The organism is Pseudomonadota bacterium (genome assembly GCA_034189865.1).
In the GTDB taxonomy this organism is placed as follows: domain Bacteria; phylum Pseudomonadota; class Gammaproteobacteria; order UBA5335; family UBA5335; genus JAXHTV01.
This window is the reverse complement of record JAXHTV010000002.1, coordinates 84,113-104,637: the sequence shown is the minus strand read 5'-3', so window position 1 is coordinate 104,637 and position 20,525 is coordinate 84,113. Positions and strand designations below refer to the sequence as shown.

Here is a 20,525-nt window from a genome sequence, read left to right as displayed (position 1 = left end):
ATGGGTGCCCATCAGCTTATGTGATTCGGCGGAGATGGGGTGAGGCGGCGTTACTCGCAGAAACGACGACGGCGTGATCGGTGACCACGCCGTCGTCAGCATGAAGGTAGCGCAAAAGGCGAACCGTCGCTGACGACGGACAATGTTGCTCAAAGTTGGAACTGGTCAAAGATCCTGACGGATCCCAATGGCAACCAACCGGCTCGTCAGCGTTTCCACTCGGCTCGAAGCGTCATACATTCGGCTCGCCACGCGCAGTTGGTTTTCTCGCAGCTATACCGAACATCGGTGCGGAAACAGGTGACGCTGCCACATCGCTGCTGGTCATTCCATACCGCCCATCGGCGGGTTGAATCAAACTGGGTGATCTCTAGGTCGGCAATACGCTGTTCGTAAATCTTCGCAAACTGTGAGCCGCGTCGCATGGCTGAGCCTCCGTGCCGAAGGTGAGTCAAATCCGAATATCAATCACGACTGAACCCGGTGATCTGAAGTCGGGTGGTGGCGGATCCAGGTTGTTTAACCCAGTGTCCTGCCCACACCGGATTTTTCAAGCAAATATGAGACCAGAACTGGAGCGGCGGTTCATGGTGCCCACAAAACGTTATCTGAACGATGTGAAGAAAACTTTAACGCCGCGACAATTGCGGGATCAGACCGTTTATGGATAGGTGGCGTAGGGGCATTTTTGAAGTGTGGATCGCTTGGATGGGCCCGGCGGTTGAGGTGGGGCGATGCGCTGTCACGGGTCAAGTTTATGTACGCGTGTTTCGTGATAGTGCACGGCGTTCGGGGCGGCGCGTCATCGTTTCCGTACTGAATACCGTGGTGTCGGGAGCGAAAACCGGATCTGCGAAGCACTTTACTGGCGTAGTTTGTCCGCGGCGCGTCGATAGTACGCAACATACTCCTGTGCGCTTCGTGACCAACCGAAGTCTTGTTGCATGGCGTTGCGAACGATACCTCGCCAGATCTCCGGCTGGCGGTAGAGGCCGACGGCACGCTCGACGGCGTGATAAAGCGCACCTGGGCTGGGTTCATCAAATACGAACCCGGTGGCATGCCCCGATTCGAGCGTCGTGGGGTTCGTGTTAATGACACTGTCGGCCAATCCGCCGCAGCGATGGACGATGGGCAGCGTGCCGTAACGAAGGCTGTAAAGTTGGTTCAGTCCGCAAGGCTCGAACCGAGATGGCATGAGAAACATGTCGGTGCCGGCTTCGATTCGGTGGGCGAGACCCTCGTCGAAGCCCACCCGGACGGCCAGCCGACCGGGATAACGTTGTGCCGCCTCGTTCAGTAGCCACTCCATATGCGCTTCGCCGCTCCCGAGAACCACCATCTGTGCCGGGAAATCCATAATGCCGGGCAAGGCTTCGATGAGTATATCGATGCCTTTCTGCGGAACCAAGCGGGCGATCAGACCTACCAAGGGAATGTCGGTACGAGGCTCCAGGCCCACCTCCCGCTGGAGGTCGGTTTTGGCAATCGCTTTCCCTTCCAGGTGATCGACGTCGTAAGTCGTCGTGAGTAAAGGATCTTGCTGCGGATTCCAAAGGTCGTGATCGATGCCGTTCAAGATACCGCTTAGATCATTTGAACGATGGGCTAACAGGCCATCGAGTCCATGACCCATCTCGGGAGACTGTATTTCCGCCGCGTAAGTGGGGCTGACCGTGTTGAGGAGATCGGCGAATACCAAGCCGCCTTTGATAAACGAGATATTCCCGTAAAACTCCAAAGCGTCGGCATGATCCAGCCAACTGGGCAGGTGCAGCGTTTCCAGACAGGATCGGGGGAATAGCCCCCGATAATGAAGGTTATGAATCGTGAAAACCACGGGCACGTTGATGCGCCGCAGAAACATCCAAACCGGCGTCAGCCCCGTCTGCCAGTCGTTACAGTGGATGACGTCGGGTTGCCATTTGAGCCCCGCTCGATTGCCGGCGATGTCGGCGGCGATTTTTGCCAAGGTGTTAAACCGGCTGGCGTTGTCGGGCCAATCGTTGCCACCGCCGTCATGATAGGGGTTGCCCCGCCGATCGCTGAAACCCGGCGCTTTGAGCAGCCAAACTTTCGGGCCCCCGTCCGATTTAGCGGGGGTGATCAGCGACACCTCTTCCGGCTCCGGTGCCCGGAATCCGGGCACCGCACGAAACGCATGATCTTGAGCCAGGATGTCGCCGTAGGCAGGTAACAAGACGCGAACATCGTGCCCCAGGGCCTTCAATGCGGCCGGGAGCCCCGCTGCGACGTCGGCCAATCCGCCGGTTTTGATCCATGGGTGCATTTCGCTGGTGACAAAAAGCACTTTCGTTCGTTGGGTGACCGGCGCGCGCGCTGGCTTTTTAACGGCGATGGTTTTAGCCATGGTTGGTCAGACGAAGAACGACGCCTGCCAGCGGCGGGAGCGTTAACTCCATTGATGCGGGATACCCCATCCACGGCTCGGGCGTCGCATTGAGATGGCCGCCGTTGCCCAGGTTGCTTCCGCCGTAACATTCGGCATCTGAATTGAGTAGCTCTTCATAGTCGCCTGCCGCAGGAACACCAATGCGGTATTTTTCGCGTGGGACAGGTGTGAAGTTGAGTGCGATCACCAGAAATTCCTCGCCCGTCTTGCGGATATAGCTGATAACCGATTGGCTGGCGTCGTGACAGTCGATCCAGGAAAAACCGCGTTCTTCGAATTCGTACTGGTGAAGTGCGGGCAGCGCGCGGTAGTGACGATTCAGATCGCCCAGAAGCCGTTGCAGGCCGGTGCGGGCAGGGTCGTTCGCCAAGTGCCATGGCATGGCGGTGTCGTGACTCCACTCCCACGGTTGAGCTAATTCGGCGCCCATGAACAGCAACTTTTTCCCGGGATAGGTGAACATGTAGGTATAAAGCAGCCGCAAATTGGCAAACTTTTGCCATTCGTCACCCGGCATCTTCTGCCACATCGAACCTTTGCCATGAACGACTTCGTCATGCGAGAACGGCAGGACGAAATTCTCGGTGAATGCGTACAACAGCCCGAAGGTCAGATCGTTGTGATGGTAATGGCGGTGGACGGGATCCTTGCTGAAATAGCGCAAGGTATCGTGCATCCAGCCCATGTTCCATTTCATGGAAAATCCAAGGCCGCCGAGATAAGTCGGGCGGGTGACCTGCGGCCATGCGGTGGATTCCTCCGCCACGATAACGGCCCCGGGGCATTCCCGGTGGGTGACGATATTGAGTTCTCGCATGAATTCGACTGCCTCCAGGTTTTCGTTGCCGCCGAACTGGTTCGGCAGCCATTCGCCGGGTTCGCGGGAGTAGTCGAGATACAGCATGGAGGCCACTGCATCCACCCGCAAACCGTCAATGTGGTATTCCTTTAACCAATACAGCGCGCTGGAAATCAGAAAGCTCTTGATTTCGCAACGTCCGTAGTTGAACACCAGGGTGCCCCACTCGCGGTGTTCCCCGCGCCGCGAATCTTCGTGCTCGTAAAGCGCGCTGCCGTCGAACCGGGCGAGGGCAAAGTCGTCTTTTGGAAAGTGGCCCGGGACCCAGTCCAACAACACACCGATACCGGCCTGGTGCATTCGATCCACGAAGTAGCGAAAATCGTCCGGCTCACCGAAACGGGATGTGGGTGCGAAGTAGCCGGTGGTTTGATAGCCCCACGAGCCGTCGAACGGGTGTTCGGTCACCGGTAGCAGTTCGATGTGGGTGAAACCCAATCCACTCACATGCTCGACCAGTCGATCGGCCAGTTCACGATAGCCCAAAAAACCGCCGTCATTGGCCCGTTGCCATGACCCGAGATGGACTTCGTAGATCGACATGGGGCTGTGTTGCCAACCCTCCCTGCCGGCCAGCCATTGGTCATCGCCCCATTCGTAACTGGATTCGCCCGTGATCCGGGCAGCCGTGCTCGGTCGCAACTCGTAGCAGCGGGCGTAGGGGTCGGTTTTGACGTGAATCGTTCCGTAAAGACTGTTACGGATTTCGAATTTGTAGAGCGCTCCCGGTTCTAGACCCGGTATAAATAGCTCCCAGACTCCGCTGTAGCCTCGGGAACACATCGGATGACGACGGCCGTCCCAGCGGTTGAAGTCGCCCACCACGCTGACCCGTTCCGCATTGGGAGCCCAAGTGGCGAACAGGGTGCCTTCAACGCCATCGACCACTCGATGCTGGGCTCCTAGCAATCGCCAAGCTTGGACATGTTCTCCGTGATGAAAAGCGGCGAGTTCCGATTCGTCCAATTGGGGCGGGAAGGAATAGGGGTCGACGTGTTGATGAAGATGATCCCATTGGTCGATCCACCGAATTTCCGGGTGCGTTGCCACGGTATCTGCCGGCCCGGTCCAATAGAACAGATCGGTTCCTGGAATACGATGCATCAGGCGGTGCTCGGGTTCCAGCCAGACTTCTTTAGCCAACGGCAAAAAGACTCGGACGGTCACACCGTCGTCGCTCGGATGTCGACCGAGTATGTGCAGCGGGTTGTAATGGCGTGCCTCGACGAGGCGGAGTAAGTCGGGATCCTGAGCGTGCAGCAATGTGGGCGCGATTTCGGTCTTCATGCTGTCCTTTGGGCTTCTGTCGCAAGCGTTGAAGCGGCCGATGGAAGTATTGGATACTGCTAACAGGCACTCGGCGCTACGGTGTGAGGTTTCGGTTTTCCGCCCCGAGCACGTTTCCGGGAGAACTCCCTATCGTGTGGTCGCAGAGGTTGTTTGTTACTTTGAGCATCATACCCACATGCCGGTGGTAGGTGAATCCTATCTCACGAGTCGCGTAGTAGAGCGTTCTACTCCATTGATACATGTCAAGACGGAGTTTGCGAACGTGTTTTTGAATACTGCTGCGGAGGTCGTAACGTAAACGGAATAATCACCCTGTATTTCTTGCCGCTGGCTTGGATCGTCCTTGTCAAACGCGACCCAACACCGCTCGAGGAACGGAATGGAAGTCGAAACTTCTCAACGCTTCATTAGCTTAGTTACCAAAGACACACTCGCGCTCATTCTCGCCGGAGGACGCGGTTCCCGACTCGAAGACCTGACCATCAGACGCGCAAAACCCGCCGTTCCGTTCGGAGGGAAGTTCAGAATCATTGATTTTCCGCTCTCCAATTGCATGAATTCAGGCATCCGCCGAATGGGGGTGCTGACCCAGTACATGGCGCATTCTTTGATCCGCCATTTACACCAGGGCTGGGGGTTCCTGAGAGGAGAATTCGGCGAGTTCATTGAGATCATTCCGGCTCAGCAACGGGTCAACGAGCAGTGGTGGTATCGTGGAACCGCCGATGCCGTGTATCAGAATCTCGATATCATCAAAACCCACCGTCCTCGATTCGTCTTGGTGCTTGGCGGCGATCACGTCTACAAAATGGACTACGGCACCATGCTTGGGCAGCATGTGAGCCGAGAGGCCGACGTGTCGGTGGCCTGTCTGGAGGTGCCGGTTGCCGAAGCCACCGCGTTCGGCGTGATGGGGGTAGACGGGAAAGGGTGGGTTCGCGAGTTTCAGGAGAAACCCAAGAAGCCGAACAGCGTTCCGGGTGCGCCGGAGAAAGCACTGGTCTCCATGGGGATCTATGTTTTCGACGTGGACTACCTTCTGAGGATGTTGGAGGAAGACGCGGACGACCCGAAGTCCAGTCACGATTTCGGCAAAGACATCTTGCCACGCGCTGTCCGCGAAGGGCATCGCGTGTTTGCCTTCACGTTTCGCGATGACGTTCGCGGCGGTCAAGCCTATTGGCGTGACGTGGGAACGGTGGACGGCTACTGGGCGGCCAACATGGAACTCATCGGCGTTACGCCGGAGCTCGATTTATACGATAAGTCTTGGCCCATCTGGACATATCAGGAACAGGCGCCACCCGCCAAATTCGTGTTCGACGACGATGATCGCCGGGGTATCGCCATCGACTCCATGGTTGCCGGCGGATGTATCGTCTCCGGCGGCGTGGTGCGTCATTCGCTGTTGTTTTCCAACGTGCTGGTGGCGGAGCGGACCCTGATTGAAGATACGGTGGTTTTGCCCGAGGCGGTGATCGGGCCGGATTGCCTGATTCGCAAAGCGATTATCGAAACCGGTTGCCATATTCCGGAGGGCACCATCATCGGCGAAAATCCCGAAGACGACGCGAAACGCTTTTACGTAAGTCCTGAAGGGGTGGTATTAGTGACGCCCGAAATGTTGCGACAGGAACTGCCCTATGTCCGGTAATCCGGCTTTGCGAGTGGTGCTTTGCTGGCATATGCACCAGCCGCCATATCAAGATCCCATTGGAGGACGCTTTCAATCGCCATGGACCTATCTGCACGGTCTTAAAGACTATGTGGATATGGCGGCCCACCTCGAGGCCGTGCCGGAAGCCAAGGCCGTGGTCAACTTTACCCCGGTGTTGCTGGAGCAGATTGAAGACTACGCCAAGCAAATGGCATCCGCCGCAAGGGGGCAGGACAACGTCCACGATCCGCTACTTGCGGCACTGGCGCATCCTGTTTCCGTGGGTAGCGACGAGTCGCGTTTGTCGCTTGTCAAAGCATGTTTGCGGGCGGATCGCAAACGTCTGATTGATCGTTTTCCACCCTTCGCCCGATTGGCCTCGATTGCCGATTGGGCAATCGGGCATCCTGAGGGCCTGATTTACCTGAACGATCAATTTCTCATTGATTTGGTCGTTTGGTATCACCTGGCGTGGTTGGGAGAGACCGTGCGGCGTGAGGATGCCACCGCTCAGCGACTGATGGCGCAGGGACGGAATTTCACGTTGAATGACCGTCAAGAGCTACTGGGGCTGATGGCGGACTTGATGGGCGGAATCATCCCCCGTTATCGCACCTTGGCTCAGCGGGGTCAGATTGAGTTGTCGGTGACGCCGTTCAGTCATCCCATTATCCCGTTGTTGTTGGGCTTCGATCGCGCACGTGAGACGATGTCCAATGTCGCCTTACCGCTCAGTCCGTCCTATCCCGGAGGCGAGGCGCGGGCGCGCTGGCAAATTGAGCACTCCAAAGAGGTCTTTGGACGCCATTTCGGATACATCCCGGCCGGTGTTTGGCCGGCAGAAGGCGGTGTCTGTCCGCGTACTTTGGAGTTGTTGGGCGAAGCGGGATTCAAATGGACCGCAACCGGCCAAGGCGTGCTTCACAACAGTCTGGGGCATAGCCACCTGGGAACCAATGAGTTGCATCGGCCGTATCGGCTGGGCGGTTCTCCGGCGTGTTTTTTTCGCGACGATGGCCTGTCCGACAAGATTGGTTTCGTTTATCGGGACTGGCATGCCGATGATGCCGTGGCGAATTTGGTCCATGAATTGGAAACGCTGGCGCGCTCGTCCAATGTCAAGCCAGGTCGGGTGGTTTCCATCATTCTCGATGGCGAAAATGCGTGGGAGTATTACCACGAAAACGCCTATTACTTTCTCAGTGGGCTGTATCGGGCGTTGGTTGCTCATCCGGCTATTGAATTGACGACATTTTCCGAATGTCTTGAACAAACCGACGTGGCATGTCATCCCCTGGAGCGTTTGGTTTCCGGCAGTTGGGTCTACGGTAACTTTGCGACCTGGATCGGCGATCCGGAAAAGAATCGGGCGTGGGACATGTTGGTTGACGCCAAACGCATCTACGACGAAGTGATGGCAGCCGGTACCCTGTCACCAGAGGCCGTTGCGGCCGCCGAAAAACAACTGGCTTGGTGTGAGGCGTCGGATTGGTTCTGGTGGCTGGGGGACAACAATCCCGAATCCGCGGTTTCTCAGTTTGAGCGGCTGCTCCGGCTTCATCTGTCGGCCTTATATCAATGTTTGGGGCGTTCCGCTCCAAATTATCTCTCTTACGTTTTTGCCAAAGGCATGAGCGGTGGGACGGGTTCAAGCATGCGGCCAGCTCACTGACATGGTGGACGGCGTTGCGGATATTCTGCAGCAGCGGCGGGCTGGGGTCTTGTTACATCCCGGCTCATTGCCCGGTCCCGGACCGAGTGGAGAGATCGATTCCGCCGCTTATCGTTTTGCCGATTTTCTCGCCCAAGCCGGCTTTTCTGTCTGGCAGACCCTGCCGCTGTGTCCCGTCGATAGTACCGGTAGCCCTTACCAGTCATGCTCCGTTTTCGCTGCCGAGCCGAGCCTCATCAGTGTGGAGGGGCTCGTGCAATGGGGGCTCGTGGAGGCCTCAGAAATCACGGCGACGGAACGCATGGGAGCAAAGCCCGGTCACCGACGTACCATGCACACCGCGCGGGTGCGCTTCGAGCGCTCGGCGGCCCCGGAGCTACGGACCGCTTATCAGCGCTTTCTGGAAGAACAGGCCTACTGGTTAGAGGACTATGCCCTCTACCAGGCGATTCACGATGTCGAGCGAGCTCCGTGGTATGAGTGGCCTGCGGCGCTGCGTGATCGCGACCAGGCCGCACTTGTGAATGCCCGCGAGGATTTGGCCGATGCGCTGGCCCAAATTCGTTTCGAGCAGTTTGTGTTCGATCGCCAATGGGCAGCGTTGAAACACTATGCCAATGCCCGCGGTATCTACTTGTTCGGCGATCTGCCGATTTTCGTGGCCCATGACAGTGCCGACGTATGGGCCGCACGGGAAAATTTTCATATCGACGAAGCCGGCCGCATGACCCAGGTTGCGGGTGTTCCACCGGATTATTTTTCGGCCGATGGGCAACTGTGGAATATGCCGCTATATCGATGGGATTGGCTGGCATCCCACGGCTATAGTTGGTGGATTCAGCGGATGCGGCGCCAACGAGAGTTGTTTGATCTCATCCGTATCGACCATTTTCGCGGATTCGAATCGGCCTGGGCCGTCGAGGCGGGCGCCAAGACAGCCATCAACGGCCAGTGGACACCTGGCCCGGGAAGGGAGCTGTTCGACTGCCTGCGCGAGCAAGCCGGGGACATTGCGCTGGTTGCGGAAGACTTGGGATTTATTACCGCTGAAGTGGATGCGCTGCGTGACGCGTTGGGGCTTCCCGGAATGCGGGTGCTTCAGTTTGCGTTCGACAGCGATGCGGCCAACCCCCATCTCCCGCACAACCATGTGCCGCAATTGGTCGTCTACACCGGGACTCACGACAACGACACCACCCTTGGGTGGTGGCTGGGTGTCAGCGACCAACTCAAATCGCGTGTGATCGGCTATCTGGGCGCTTGTGCCGATATGCGTGTGCCAGAAGGCCTCAACCGCTGTGCGCTCGCGTCCGTCGCCCGATTGGCCATGCTTCCTCTGCAAGACGTGCTCGGACTGGATAGTCAGGGACGAATGAATACGCCCGGCACAGCCAAGGGCAATTGGGCATGGCGATTTGAACAGACGGCGTTAACGCCCGAGCTCGCGAGCCGATACCGCCGTCTCCTGGAAACTTACGGGCGATGTTAGAACGGTATCGTTTGTCCCTGTCGTCCGATCAGCTTGCTCAAAGCCACAGCATGCAGCCTGTTTCGAAGGGGTGCGCCAGATCCGGATGATAAGGAAAAATCCGAATCTCGTAGCTGAATAAGCCATTATCGGCGATAGGTTCTTCCAGTGTGAACACCGTCTCGCCGTCGGTTTTTTTGGTCGGTTCCAGCTTAAAGCACGTTTGCCGTAGAAACTGACCGGCTTTGTCTTCGCGGCCCACCACGCATTCCATGCGCACGTCATCGGCCGAGAGGCCTCCCAAACGCGCTCGAACCTGAATGGAGAGTTTTCCACCCGCTTGTATGGTGGTTTCCGGCGTGTCCAAACGTTCGATACGCACTTCGGGCCAGGCCTGTTTTACCCGATGTTTCCAGGACGTGAGTTGATGAGCGCGCTGTGCGCCGTCGGCGGCCAGCCGTTTGCCGTGACGTATGGCGGGAAGATAGTAATCTTGCAGGTAATCCGTCAGCATCCGTTGGGCGTTGTGGCGGGTCAGAATGCTTTTCATGGCGGATTTGGATTTGTGCACCCAGCCTTCCGAATAGCCGGCATCGTTCCGCGCGAAATACAAGGGAATGACCTCCCGCTCCAGGATGTCTAACAGGTCACCTGATTCAAGTCGGTCGCGCATTTCCGGTTCCCAGTCGCTATGCGGCGTAATTCCCCATCCGTTTTCGCCGTTGAAGGTCTCCGCCCACCATCCGTCCAATACGCTCACATTAAGTACGCCGTTGATCCCGGCCTTTTGACCGGAAGTTCCCGATGCCTCAAGGGGATACTGGGGGTTGTTCAGCCAAACGTCCACACCCGCGACCAGTTTTCGGCCCAATGCCAGATCATAGTTTTCGATAAAGAATAACTTGCCGGCGAACTCGGGCTGCTCCGCATAATCGGTGATCACGCGAATCAAGTCTTGCCCGGGTTGATCGGCCGGATGTGCTTTCCCTGCGAACAAAAGCACCACGGGGCGGTCCGCGGCATTGACGAGCTTCGATAGCCGATTGGGATCGCGGAACAGCAGCGTGGCCCGTTTGTAGGTTGCGAAACGTCTGGCAAAACCAATCACCAAGGGAAGGTTGCCGTGGCCGGAAAGCCCCTCGAGCAACCGCTCGGTGTGGGCTGCGCCGATCCGGTTTCGGGTGTACTGGTTTTTAAGAACTTGTGCCACGTAGGCCAGGGTCTCCGACTTGAGATTCTGTCGAAGATTCCAAAAGCTTTGATCGGGGATGGAATCGATGTATTGATTCCAGAATTTCTGATCCATCAGACGGTCTCGCCAGCCGTGAGAACGGGTGTCGAGCATCATCGCCCATTCCCGGGCCAGGAAGGTGGATACATGTACGCCGTTGGTGACGAATCCGATGGGGTTTTCTTCCGGGGGCACTTGCGGCCAATGATAGGCCTCCATCTTCGATGCCACACCACCGTGAATTTCACTGACACCATTGTGACGGCGGGAGCCTCTAAGACCCAGTGCCGTCATGTTGAACTGACCGGTGTTGCCCGGAGATTCTCCCAGTGCCAGTAGGGTGGCACGAGGGATATTCATCTCTTCTGCGAGGTAACCCAGATAATGTTCGATCAGCCCGTGATCGAACAAATCATGGCCGGCCGACACGGGCGTGTGCGTGGTGAAAACCGTAGTGGTCGAGACCAATTCCAGGGCGGTATCGAAATGCGTCCCTTCCGAGACGTGTTCTCGGGTGCGTTCCAGGATTTGAAATGCCGCATGGCCTTCATTGATGTGCCAAACCGTGGGGGTGTGGCCCAATGCCCGCAGGGCACGCACCCCGCCGATGCCCAAAACGATTTCCTGGGCTAGCCGATTGGTTCGGTCGCCCCCGTAGAGTTGATAGGTGATGGCACGGTCTTGGTCGCGATTGCCCGCCACATCGGTATCCAGGAGATACAGTTTCAGGTGGCCGACCTGGGCCTCCCAAATGCGCACCCGAACCGTTCGGCCGGGCAGCTGGACTTCCACGTGCACCTGCTCGTCGCCGCCGCCAGTGGCGGGTTGGATGGGCAAATCTTCCAATCGGTTCGGGTGAAAGTGGGCTTTTTGCTCTCCGCTCTCATCGATGGTCTGAATGAAATAGCCCTGGTGATACATCAATCCGACCGCAACGAAGGGCAGGCCGAGGTCACTGGCGGCTTTGCAGTGATCTCCGGCCAAGATCCCCAGGCCGCCGGAGTAGACCGGAAGGCTCTCGTGCAGGCCGAATTCCGCACAAAAGTAGGCGATAAGATCGGTGTCAGGATCGAGCTGACGGCCGATGTCACGATGCGGCTTGCGGGTTTGTTCGCGATAGCTGCGAAATACGGCGAGCGCGTACTGATACTCTTCCAGGAAGTATTTGTCTTGTGCCAGCACGTCCAGGCGCTGCTGCGATATCCAGCGTAAAAACACCTTGGGATTATGGCCGCAGGCATCCCAAAGTTCGGGGTCCATATGCCGGAAAACCCTTCGTACCCTACGATCCCAGCTGTAGAGCAGATTCCCGGCTAACTGGTTTAATCCAGCCAAGGCTTCTGGGATTCGTGCCTGAACCTCGATCGAGTAACGTTTGGGTGTCATCAGCGATCATCTCCTTAAAGATGAAAATGCAACGGCTCTTGGCCGGCCCTGAGTTGAAGTGGAGCTGTAGTGGCTCGGGTCGGGACCCAACGGCGTCATGTTGATCTGCGCGGCGGTCGTTCGTCCAAGATGTTTTACCGAACCAGGGTTCTGAAACGCCAAACCGCGGCACTGAAGATGAGCGTTCCCAGTATCACGATTCCGAGGATATCCTGCCACACGTAGCGGATTCCGTTGCCCTTGAACAGAACCTGATATCCGAAGTCCATATAGTAACGCAAAGGCGAAATCGTGCTGAGGTACTTCATCCAGGGGGACATGCTCTCCGGTGGTGTAAACGCGCCCGACAGAAACACCATGGGCCATAAAATGAGCAGTAACAGCAACATGGCCTGAGCGATATTTCGGGCAAAGACGGCAATGAGAATCCCCAGCGACGCCACGGAGAAGACATAGACCGCAGTCACGCTGAAGAATAGCAGCAAGCTTCCCCGCAAGGGGGTATGAAAGATCCCCACCACGATGGCGAATAGCGATACCGGCATGAGAAATAACACCACGGCGATGGTGGGGAGAATCTTGGCGGCAAACAGTTCCGCCGGCCGCAGCGGCGTGACCAGTATTTGCTCAAGGGTGCCCTGGGATTTTTCGCGAACCAACGCCGCTGCGGTCAGGAGCATGGCCACCATCGTGGTCACCTCGAACAGTTCCAGCAAACTGGCGAACCAGCTACCGTCGATGGTGGGGTTGAACGCGACCCGGATCCGAGGCTCAACGCTGGGTATTGCCTCCATCAATCTGGGGTCCGGAGCTTGTTGGCGTTGTAGCAGTTCAATGGAAAAATCTCGGGTGATGGCGCTCAAGTAAGCGGCTGTGAGCGTGGCGGACTGCGATTGCGTACCGTCCAATATGATTTGGAAACGGCCTTGTCCGCTTTCTGCTTGGCGGGCGAATTCGGGCGGAATAATCACCCCCAACGTCGCATCGCCGTCGTTCAGTGCGCTTTCCAGCTCGGATTCGTTGGCCAGGTAACCGACAAACTTAAATTCGGGTGGCCTCACGCGCTCGATCAACTCGCGGCTTAGTGCGCAGCGGCAATGGTCGACGACAACGAAAGGAAAATCTTTAACCTCGATTTGAACCGCATTGCCAGCGACGATCACCTGACCGGTGAATGTCCAGAGCAAAATTCCCAGGATTGGCCAATCCCTCAGTAATTGACCGAATTCCTTCGTGACCATGGACGCCATCCGGCCCCACATCAGCCGATCCTCTTGCGTAGCATCGCCCAGGCGATGAGATAAACGATGAGGGTGTAGATGGCGAGAGCAGCCAAATCGAAGGAAACCTGCTCCAGGTTCAGACCCTTCAGATAACTGCCGCGTGTGATGCGCATGAAATACGTGGCGGGTATCAAGTGAGCGATGAATTGTCCGGTTTCATCCATGCTGGCGATGGGGGTGATGAACCCCGAATAGTTGAACGCCGGTGTGATGGTCACCAGGAACGTGATCAACATCGCGGCCAGTTGCGTTCGGGTGAGTACGGAAATGAGCAGTCCCAAACCGATGGTGCAGGTGGCATAGAGTGTCGCGGCGGCCGTCAGCAGCCAGAAACTACCGACGAACCGCACCTGGAACAGATACAGGCTCATCACATAGATGAGCAGATAGTCGAGCATGGACACACCGATGTAAGGCAAGGCCTTGCCAGCCAGTATTTCCCACCGCCTGACCGGGGAGGCGTAAAGATTGAAGATCGTGCCCGATTCTTTCTCCCGAACCACCAACAGCGCGCCGAGTATGGCTGGGAACATCATCATGATCAGTACCACCATACCCGGCACAATGGCGTTGATGCTTTCCAAAGACGGGTTGTACCAGATCGACATATCGGCTTGGACGGGTAAGCCCAGGCGTCCCAGTTCGGGTCGGGTGGCGATCAGCCGATCAATCAGTTTCTGGCTATACAAGCCGTTGATGGCTTCGACGTAACCCAAGATGATTTCGGCCCGCGTGGGGTAAGACCCATCCACTTCCACGGCCACACTGACCGGTTCTCCGGCGCTGATATGGCGTCCGAACCCGGGGGGAATGGTGATGATGACCCGCGCCTCGCCGGTTTGTAACAGTTCCCGGGCGGCGGCTTCATCGCCGACGACCGCCAAGGCTTCGAAATAATCGGAATGGACATAACTGTCCATGTAATCCCGACTGAACGGTGTGCGGTCTTCGTCCAGAAAAACCAGGGGGAGGTGTTTGACGTCCAGACTCAAGCCGTAGCCAAAAAGCAGCAGCAACATCATCGGTACGGCGAACGCCAGTCCCAGGTAAATGGGGTCGCGAAGCAGTTCGCGCGTCTCTTTCCGAGCGATGGCGAAAACACCAGCTGATTTCACGACGCACCTTTGTCTATCGTGCGATTTTCTGCGCTGCGAATGAAGTGCACGAAGGTTTCTTCCATGGAAAGGTTGGCCTGTTCAATCGCTGCATCGATACCCGCTTGGGTAAGTGCCGTGGCGATACGTGCTTGCTCTTCGGCCGGAGCGGTGGATTGCCACTGGATTCGGCGACCGTAGAGCATGGCACTGGGGATGTGCTCGCGAACCAACTGAAAGGTTCGGGCAAAATCTTCGGCATGGACGGTCAATAGAGGCCCGCCGGCTGCCGCGGCTCGGTCGGTCAGCACTTGGGGGGCATCCAATGCGATCAGGCGCCCCGAAGCCATCAATCCCAGTCGATCACAATGTTCGGCCTCGTCCATATAGTGGGTCGAGACCAGAACCGTCACACCCGAATCCTCCGCCAGAGAGTGAACGGTATCCCAGAACCGCCGGCGTGCCACGGGATCCACGCCGGAAGTGGGTTCGTCCAGAAAAAGAATCGGCGGATTGTGGAGCAGCGCCGTGCCCAAGGCCAGCCGCTGGCGCAGGCCGAGTGGTAGCGCACGGGTGGGCCGATCGGCGTAGGACTCGAGTTCGACGGCTTCCAAAAGGGCGTTGATTCTTTCTGTTCGTTGGGAACGCTTCAGTCCGTAAAGGCCTGCGTACAAGGCGAGGTTGCCGCGAACGTCCAAGTCGGGATAGAGCGAGAAGCGTTGGGACATGTAGCCGAAATGGTGCCGCAATTCATGATTACCCTTGGCCACATCGATGCCGTCGATCTCGGCTCGACCGCCGTCCATGCGAATCAGACCGCAGATCATCTTGATGAGTGTGGTTTTGCCCGCGCCGTTTGGCCCCAGCAAGCCAACGATTTCACCGCGACCGATGGTCATGCTGACGCGGTCCACCGCCACGAAATCACCGAATCGGCACGTCAGTTCCTCGACCACCACGGCATCCCGATTGGACCGAGGGACGACCGGTGACTCGACGGTCAAGGCGGGGCTCAGTGACACGGGGCCTGCAACGTCCGCCGGTTGCCGTTCGGCCAGGCGGTGAATGAAGACGTCTTCCAAGCTGGGCGGGGTTGCGACCACGGCCGTATTTTCGGTGCCGATGCGGGCGGCTGCTTTCCGGGCGTCCGCTAATCCATCGTGTGTCAGCAACTGGAGGTTTCGACCGGACTGGTGGCACGATTCGATTCCCGGGGTGGCGCGGGCCAAGGCCGCGGCGCGTGCCCCCGAGGCACCCAGGATACTGAACAGGCGCCCCTCCAACGGTTCGGTGATCTTCATGGGGTCGCCTTGGTCGATGACTCGTCCTTGATGGAGCAGGGCGATGCGCTGGCAGCGCTCGGCCTCATCCATATAGGCGGTGGTTAGTAGCACCGTCACACGACGTTCCGCTACCAGCTCGACGACAATGTTCCAGAAATCGCGCCGGGATATGGGATCGACGCCGGTTGTGGGCTCATCGAGCAACAAAATGTCGGGTAAATGCACCAGCGTACAAAGCAGCGCCAGCTTTTGGCGCATGCCGCCGGAGAGTTGTCCGGCAAGCCGGTTTACAAACGGTGCCAGGCGTGTCATCTCCAGCAAACGCTCCCGGTTGACCGCGAACACGTCCGGTGGGATGCGCCGGAGATCTCGGAAAAACTCCAGATTTTCTTCCACGCTAAGCGTGTCATAAAGATTCAAGCCCAGACCTTGGGGCATGTATCCGACGATCGGTTTGACCGACTCCGGCCGGTTGATGGCATCCCGCCCCGCCACGGAGCCGGTTCCGTCATCTGCCTTGAGCACGCCGGCGAGCATCTGAATAATGCTGGTCTTACCGGCACCGTCGGGTCCGATTAGACCGAATATGGTGCCTCGTGGGATGGCGAACGAGACCTCATCGACCGCGACAATTTTTCCCCGGGCGTAGGTCTTGCGCAGCTTGTCGACTGCGACAACCGTTTGCGCGCCTTGGCCCGTCAGGGCTTCATCCATTCGATGTTCTCTTCCAAACGGACCACTGCATCGGCCGGCATGCCGGGTTTCAGGACGCCTTCCGGGTTCTCGGCGATTGCTAATTCAACGGCGAATACCAACTTGACTCGCTCTTCCCGTGTTTCCACGTTTTTGGGCGTAAATTCTGCCTGCTGCGCAATCTTGCTGACCTTGGCATCGAAATATCGGTCCGGGAAGGCGTCCACAAAGATGCGGGCGCTTTGTCCCAGCGTGATCTGTCCCAGTCTCGGTTCGGGCACGTAAATTTTGAGGTAGAGCTGGTTTAGATCCACCAGCGTGAAAAGCGCCATGCCGGGAACGACCCGCTCGCCGAGTTCCACATTGCGCGTCAGCAGGGTTCCGTTCACGGGGCTGCGGATGCGCAGTTCGTTGGCGTAGCTTGTTTGTTCGGCCAGTGTAGCCTGCGCTTGCCGAAGCTGTGCCTTAAATGCCTCCAGTTCCGCTTCGGAGGCAGCGATGCGACGCTCTCCCAGGCGCGCCAATTCCAACTGACGCTCCGTTCTGACCACCGCCGCTTCAGCCTCGTTGACGGCGTTTTGTTTGCCCTGCGCGACCAGTTCCGCCTGCTCGGCCATCTGCGGCGAAACCATCCGGTCTTGCAATAACTTCTGCAAGCGCTCGGCGTCTTTCCGAGCCTGGGCCGCTTCGGCTCGCAGGCGGGCCAATCGCTCCTTGGCTTCGAGCAGTGCCGCTTGGGTGGTTTCGATTTCCAGCGGGACTTGGCAACAGAGCAGATCGAAACGGGTTTTTGCTGCGGAGAGTTGTTTTTCCAATGCGTCAACCTGGCTCTCGGCCGCGTCGACTCGGGCCAGGAGCGCTTCGTCATCTAACGCGATGAGATCCTGATCGCTCACCACGCTTTCGCCTTCGTCCGCATACAATTCCAAAACGCGTCCGGCGACTTTGGGCGCGATGGTGGTGATACGGCCTTCGATTCGACCGCTGGCCACCAACAGGCCTTCCGGAACGGCTTGGGGCGTTGCACGCCAACCGATCCATATGACAATCGCTAAAACGGCGATGACCAACAGAACGGTGACGCTGGTACGGGTTCGTTGTGAAGGCATGATTCGATAGGATCCAGTTATTCGTGGTTGTGGCCCGTCGGTTTGGCCAAGAATAGCCATTGCGCCGTCGGTCCGTCCATCGGACCGCTATTGGACACATCCCCGCAATGCAGGTTCAAACCCGTTGGACGCGCGGTCGGATGATCTGATTTCGATCAAGCGCGAGGTTCAGAAAGGTTTTACGCTGCCATCGGTCTGCGATGACTTCGATAGGCAGGGGAGAGGTTTTTGGATTCGCTCGTCACCGGTTCGCTCATGTTGGGATTGCTGACGCTCGGCGGCTTACTCGGGGGGGTGGGCGCGGAGCGTCTCGGGTTGCCTCGTGTGGCGGGCTACGTGATGGCCGGCGTATTGTTGTCGCCCAGTTTACTGGGCGGCGTACTGGCTCTGGATGCCGGAGTGTGGACGGGGGAGTTCACCGCCGGTGCGCTCGGGGTCATCGCGTATTTGATCGGTGGTTCCTTGAATCCGGCTCAATTGCGGCGTCTAGGAAAAGTGATTTTGGGTGTGGTGTTTGGCGAAACCGCCGGCGCCATGTTGATCGTCGCATTGTCCTTTGTGCTCATCCCGTGGTGGTTGGGAAGCGAACTGACCCCATTGTTCGCGCTCGCCTTGGCGGCAGTGGCCTGTACCACCGCGCCGGCGGCCACCGTGGCGGTGATTCATCAGTATCGCGCATCGGGCCCCGTGACCACGACCTTATTAGGCGTGGTGGCGCTGGATGACGCAGTGGGCATCGTCGTTTTTTCGCTCGTCACCGCCCTTGCCAACGGGGACGGCGTGACGGGGACCTTGTTTACCTCGGTTCGCGAGATTTTCGGGGCAATCGTGCTGGGTTGGTTGGGGGCGCGCGTGCTGGCGTTGTCCATTGCACGGCAATCCAGGACCGAGCTGGATTTACCCTTGACCCTTGGAATGATTCTGTTGATCAACGGCCTGGCGCAGTTCCTCGAGGTGTCTGCGTTGCTCGCGTGCATGGGGCTCGGTTTTTTCGTCCGGCTGTCGCTACCCACGGGTACCCGCAAGGCATTCAAGCCCGTGGAGTATCTCGAAGAGACCGTCTTTGTATTGTTTTTCACTTTGGCGGGCGTCCACTTCGAACTTCCGGTGTTGGTTCAGTTCATGCCGTGGGTGCTGACTTATTATCTGGCCCGAATGATCGGCAAGTTGCTCGGTGCGCGTATCGGGGCCGGCTTGGCCGGGGGCAGCGTCACGGTTCGGCGGAATGTGGGTTGGGGTCTGATACCCCAAGCCGGTGTCGCGGTGGGATTGAGCTTGGCGCTGGCCGATCAACCGGCGTTCTCAGAGATTGCTGTTGCGGTGGTGAACATCATTATCGGTTCGACGCTGTTGTACGAGCTGACCGGACCGCTGTTGACCCGATTTGCATTGGCGCGGGCGGGCGAACTGGGCAAGAAACGGGGAAGGGCAACGAGATGAAAGTGGCCGACTGGATAGGTGATCATCCCGCGAGGGTGGTGACCGTGGTTCCGGACGCAACGGTGGAGCAAGCGGCCGATCAGATGCTATCTCAACCCTGTCTGCGTGATCTTTATGTGGTCGATCAGAGCGGTCGGGTGGTCGGGCATGTTTCCCACCGAAAGTTAGCGAAATTGCTACTGGCCCGCTACCATCCTCGGCCGACGCGGCGACAGATTCTCGAGCGGGTGACGGGGGAGCGGGTCAGTCATATCATGGATATGCACTTTCCCTGTGCTCGCGCATCGGAGGATTTAGACGATGTCTTGCACCGTCTTCTGGATCATGACATGGAAGATATGCCGGTGGTGGATGAAGCCGCTTGCCTCATTGGAGCGATTAACCTGAGTGCGCTGCTCCGCGCCCAGCGTGAATCCACCTCGGCTTCGGATGGCGGTTGAAAAAGCCGCTAAATGAAGTTGAATAAAGAGAGATTCTGAACCCGCGTATAGGCTTTCTGGGCCGCTTCCAATCCCACCAGTTCAATATTCAGTTGGCTGACCGCTTCAGCGAAATCCAGATCCTGAATACTGGAACGTACCTTACTCAGTTCCAAGGTCGTGCCCTGATTGATGCCTTGTTGCGTTTCGATGGTTTTTAATCGTCCGCCGACCACCGTTCGCGTATCCAAAATCTTTTCGATGGCCTGGTCGATTTCACTTAAGCCCCGGCCGAGCTCGCTATTTTGGCGGGCCCTTTGATCGGGTGATGACGCGCCGTTCGCCAGGGCGTTAAAAATATTCTGCAGCGTCGTGAACATATCCTGATTGCGGGCCGGTTCAACCACGTACTGATCGCCCGTTGACGGCGTGCCGGTGATGTTGAACTCGATGCCGTTGAATGTAATGGCTTCTTCGCTGGTGAAGGTGCCGGTGGAAACCACCGCCGCGCTGCTGTCGGTGACCTCGTAACTGTTAGTCGAAGTGAAAGTGACCGTATAGGTGTCCGGTACCCAGGCGGTGGGATCGACCAGGCTGCCGGCGTTGATCACGCCGGTGCCGGTGTTGGTCGGCTGCGCGACGGTGGTGAAGGTGCCGTTGCCATTACGAATGAGCTGAAACACCTCGGCGCCGGAGTCACCCACCGCCACTTGACGATTGTCGCCAATGGAAAGAAAGCGTTGGCCCTGGTCTCCAAAATAGTTGAAGGTACCGCCGGGCCCGCGCTGAAATGGCTTGGTTCGGCTGATGTTACCGGAGAAGAGATATTCGCCGTTGGCATCCCGAGAATTGGCCACCCGGACCAACTCATCGAGGATTTGTCCGATCTCGGCGCTGATCAGTTCGCGATCTTCGGATGTTTGGGTGCCATTGAGCGCCTGCACCACCAACTCTCGGGCACGCTGCAAGACATTGCCGACTGAATTCAGGGCGGATTCCTCTGAACTCAGACGGTTCAGAGCCAACGTGGCGTTTTTGTCGTATTGCGCGATTTGATCCAGGCCGGCGTCGATGGACAGCAACCGCGTGGCTCCGGCCGGATCGTCCGATGGTGACAAGATGCGTTGTCCCGTGGCGACCTGCAATTGAATGCGTGCCAGTTTGACCTGTTGCTCCAAGATACCTTGGGTTGCCATTCGCTGTAGGGCCAGGGTAGAAAGTTTCATCG

At 57.8% G+C, this 20,525-nt stretch carries 13 protein-coding genes; 5 read left to right on the top strand and 8 right to left on the bottom strand.

Translation table 11 applies throughout. The features are described 5' to 3' along the window. Positions 1-862 precede the first annotated feature (862 nt). Positions 863-2,371, bottom strand: a complete 1,509-nt coding sequence (gene glgA, locus SVU69_01520; GenBank protein MDY6941675.1) for a glycogen synthase GlgA — start codon at positions 2,369-2,371, stop codon at positions 863-865. Then, positions 2,364-4,559, bottom strand: a complete 2,196-nt coding sequence (glgB, locus tag SVU69_01515) for a 1,4-alpha-glucan branching protein GlgB (protein MDY6941674.1) — start codon at positions 4,557-4,559, stop codon at positions 2,364-2,366. The genes glgA and glgB overlap by 8 nt, the downstream gene beginning before the upstream one ends. Before the next feature lie 382 nt (positions 4,560-4,941). Here glgB and glgC point away from each other — a divergent pair, with 382 nt between their 5' ends. The 3 genes from glgC to malQ are packed head-to-tail and all read left to right on the top strand — an operon-like array spanning position 4,942 to position 9,380. Next, positions 4,942-6,216: a glucose-1-phosphate adenylyltransferase gene (gene glgC / locus SVU69_01510; protein ID MDY6941673.1), complete on the top strand. Its 1,275-nt coding sequence runs from the start codon at positions 4,942-4,944 to the stop codon at positions 6,214-6,216. Continuing rightward, positions 6,206-7,891, top strand: coding sequence for a glycoside hydrolase family 57 protein (locus SVU69_01505; protein MDY6941672.1), 1,686 nt, complete (start codon positions 6,206-6,208; stop codon positions 7,889-7,891). The genes glgC and SVU69_01505 overlap by 11 nt, the downstream gene beginning before the upstream one ends. Continuing rightward, the gene (gene malQ / locus SVU69_01500) at positions 7,857-9,380 is read left to right on the top strand and encodes a 4-alpha-glucanotransferase (GenBank protein MDY6941671.1); all 1,524 of its coding nucleotides are present in this window, start codon (positions 7,857-7,859) and stop codon (positions 9,378-9,380) included. Before SVU69_01505 ends, malQ begins: the two co-directional genes overlap by 35 nt. A gap of 37 nt (positions 9,381-9,417) precedes the next feature. Here the strand turns inward: malQ and glgP are convergent, their stop codons facing one another. The 5 genes from glgP to SVU69_01475 form a co-directional block, all read right to left on the bottom strand. Further along, on the bottom strand, positions 9,418-11,976 hold the full coding sequence (glgP, locus tag SVU69_01495; GenBank protein ID MDY6941670.1) for an alpha-glucan family phosphorylase: 2,559 nt from the start codon (positions 11,974-11,976) through the stop codon (positions 9,418-9,420). Positions 11,977-12,110: 134 nt separating this feature from the next. Further along, positions 12,111-13,217, bottom strand: a complete 1,107-nt coding sequence (locus SVU69_01490; GenBank protein ID MDY6941669.1) for an ABC transporter permease — start codon at positions 13,215-13,217, stop codon at positions 12,111-12,113. 20 nt (positions 13,218-13,237) lie between these two features. Further along, positions 13,238-14,374, bottom strand: coding sequence for an ABC transporter permease (locus SVU69_01485; GenBank protein MDY6941668.1), 1,137 nt, complete (start codon positions 14,372-14,374; stop codon positions 13,238-13,240). Then, the gene (locus SVU69_01480) at positions 14,371-16,350 is read right to left on the bottom strand and encodes an ATP-binding cassette domain-containing protein (GenBank protein ID MDY6941667.1); all 1,980 of its coding nucleotides are present in this window, start codon (positions 16,348-16,350) and stop codon (positions 14,371-14,373) included. Before SVU69_01480 ends, SVU69_01485 begins: the two co-directional genes overlap by 4 nt. After that, entirely contained in the window at positions 16,335-17,438 is a 1,104-nt protein-coding gene (locus SVU69_01475; GenBank protein ID MDY6941666.1) for an efflux RND transporter periplasmic adaptor subunit, read from the bottom strand. Before SVU69_01475 ends, SVU69_01480 begins: the two co-directional genes overlap by 16 nt. A 228-nt stretch (positions 17,439-17,666) precedes the next feature. On the opposite strand from SVU69_01475, the gene SVU69_01470 reads away from it, so the two are divergent. Together SVU69_01470 and SVU69_01465 are read left to right on the top strand one after the other, a co-directional pair. Then, complete coding sequence (locus SVU69_01470) at positions 17,667-18,878, top strand: cation:proton antiporter (protein MDY6941665.1); 1,212 nt, start codon at positions 17,667-17,669, stop codon at positions 18,876-18,878. Between the two features lie 2 nt (positions 18,879-18,880). Then, entirely contained in the window at positions 18,881-19,318 is a 438-nt protein-coding gene (locus SVU69_01465; protein ID MDY6941664.1) for a CBS domain-containing protein, read from the top strand. 8 nt (positions 19,319-19,326) lie between these two features. Here SVU69_01465 and flgL read toward each other — a convergent pair whose 3' ends face one another. Further along, entirely contained in the window at positions 19,327-20,523 is a 1,197-nt protein-coding gene (gene flgL, locus SVU69_01460; GenBank protein MDY6941663.1) for a flagellar hook-associated protein FlgL, read from the bottom strand. Positions 20,524-20,525: the final 2 nt, after the last annotated feature.

Coding starts and splice junctions, on each gene's coding strand:
- glgP (MDY6941670.1), bottom strand. CDS start 11,976: ATGACACCCAAACGTTACTCGATCGAGGTTCAGGCACGAATCCCAGAA.
- SVU69_01505 (MDY6941672.1), top strand. CDS start 6,206: ATGTCCGGTAATCCGGCTTTGCGAGTGGTGCTTTGCTGGCATATGCAC.
- SVU69_01475 (MDY6941666.1), bottom strand. CDS start 17,438: ATGCCTTCACAACGAACCCGTACCAGCGTCACCGTTCTGTTGGTCATC.
- flgL (MDY6941663.1), bottom strand. CDS start 20,523: ATGAAACTTTCTACCCTGGCCCTACAGCGAATGGCAACCCAAGGTATC.
- glgC (MDY6941673.1), top strand. CDS start 4,942: ATGGAAGTCGAAACTTCTCAACGCTTCATTAGCTTAGTTACCAAAGAC.
- glgA (MDY6941675.1), bottom strand. CDS start 2,371: ATGGCTAAAACCATCGCCGTTAAAAAGCCAGCGCGCGCGCCGGTCACC.
- SVU69_01490 (MDY6941669.1), bottom strand. CDS start 13,217: ATGGTCACGAAGGAATTCGGTCAATTACTGAGGGATTGGCCAATCCTG.
- glgB (MDY6941674.1), bottom strand. CDS start 4,559: ATGAAGACCGAAATCGCGCCCACATTGCTGCACGCTCAGGATCCCGAC.
- SVU69_01480 (MDY6941667.1), bottom strand. CDS start 16,350: ATGGATGAAGCCCTGACGGGCCAAGGCGCGCAAACGGTTGTCGCAGTC.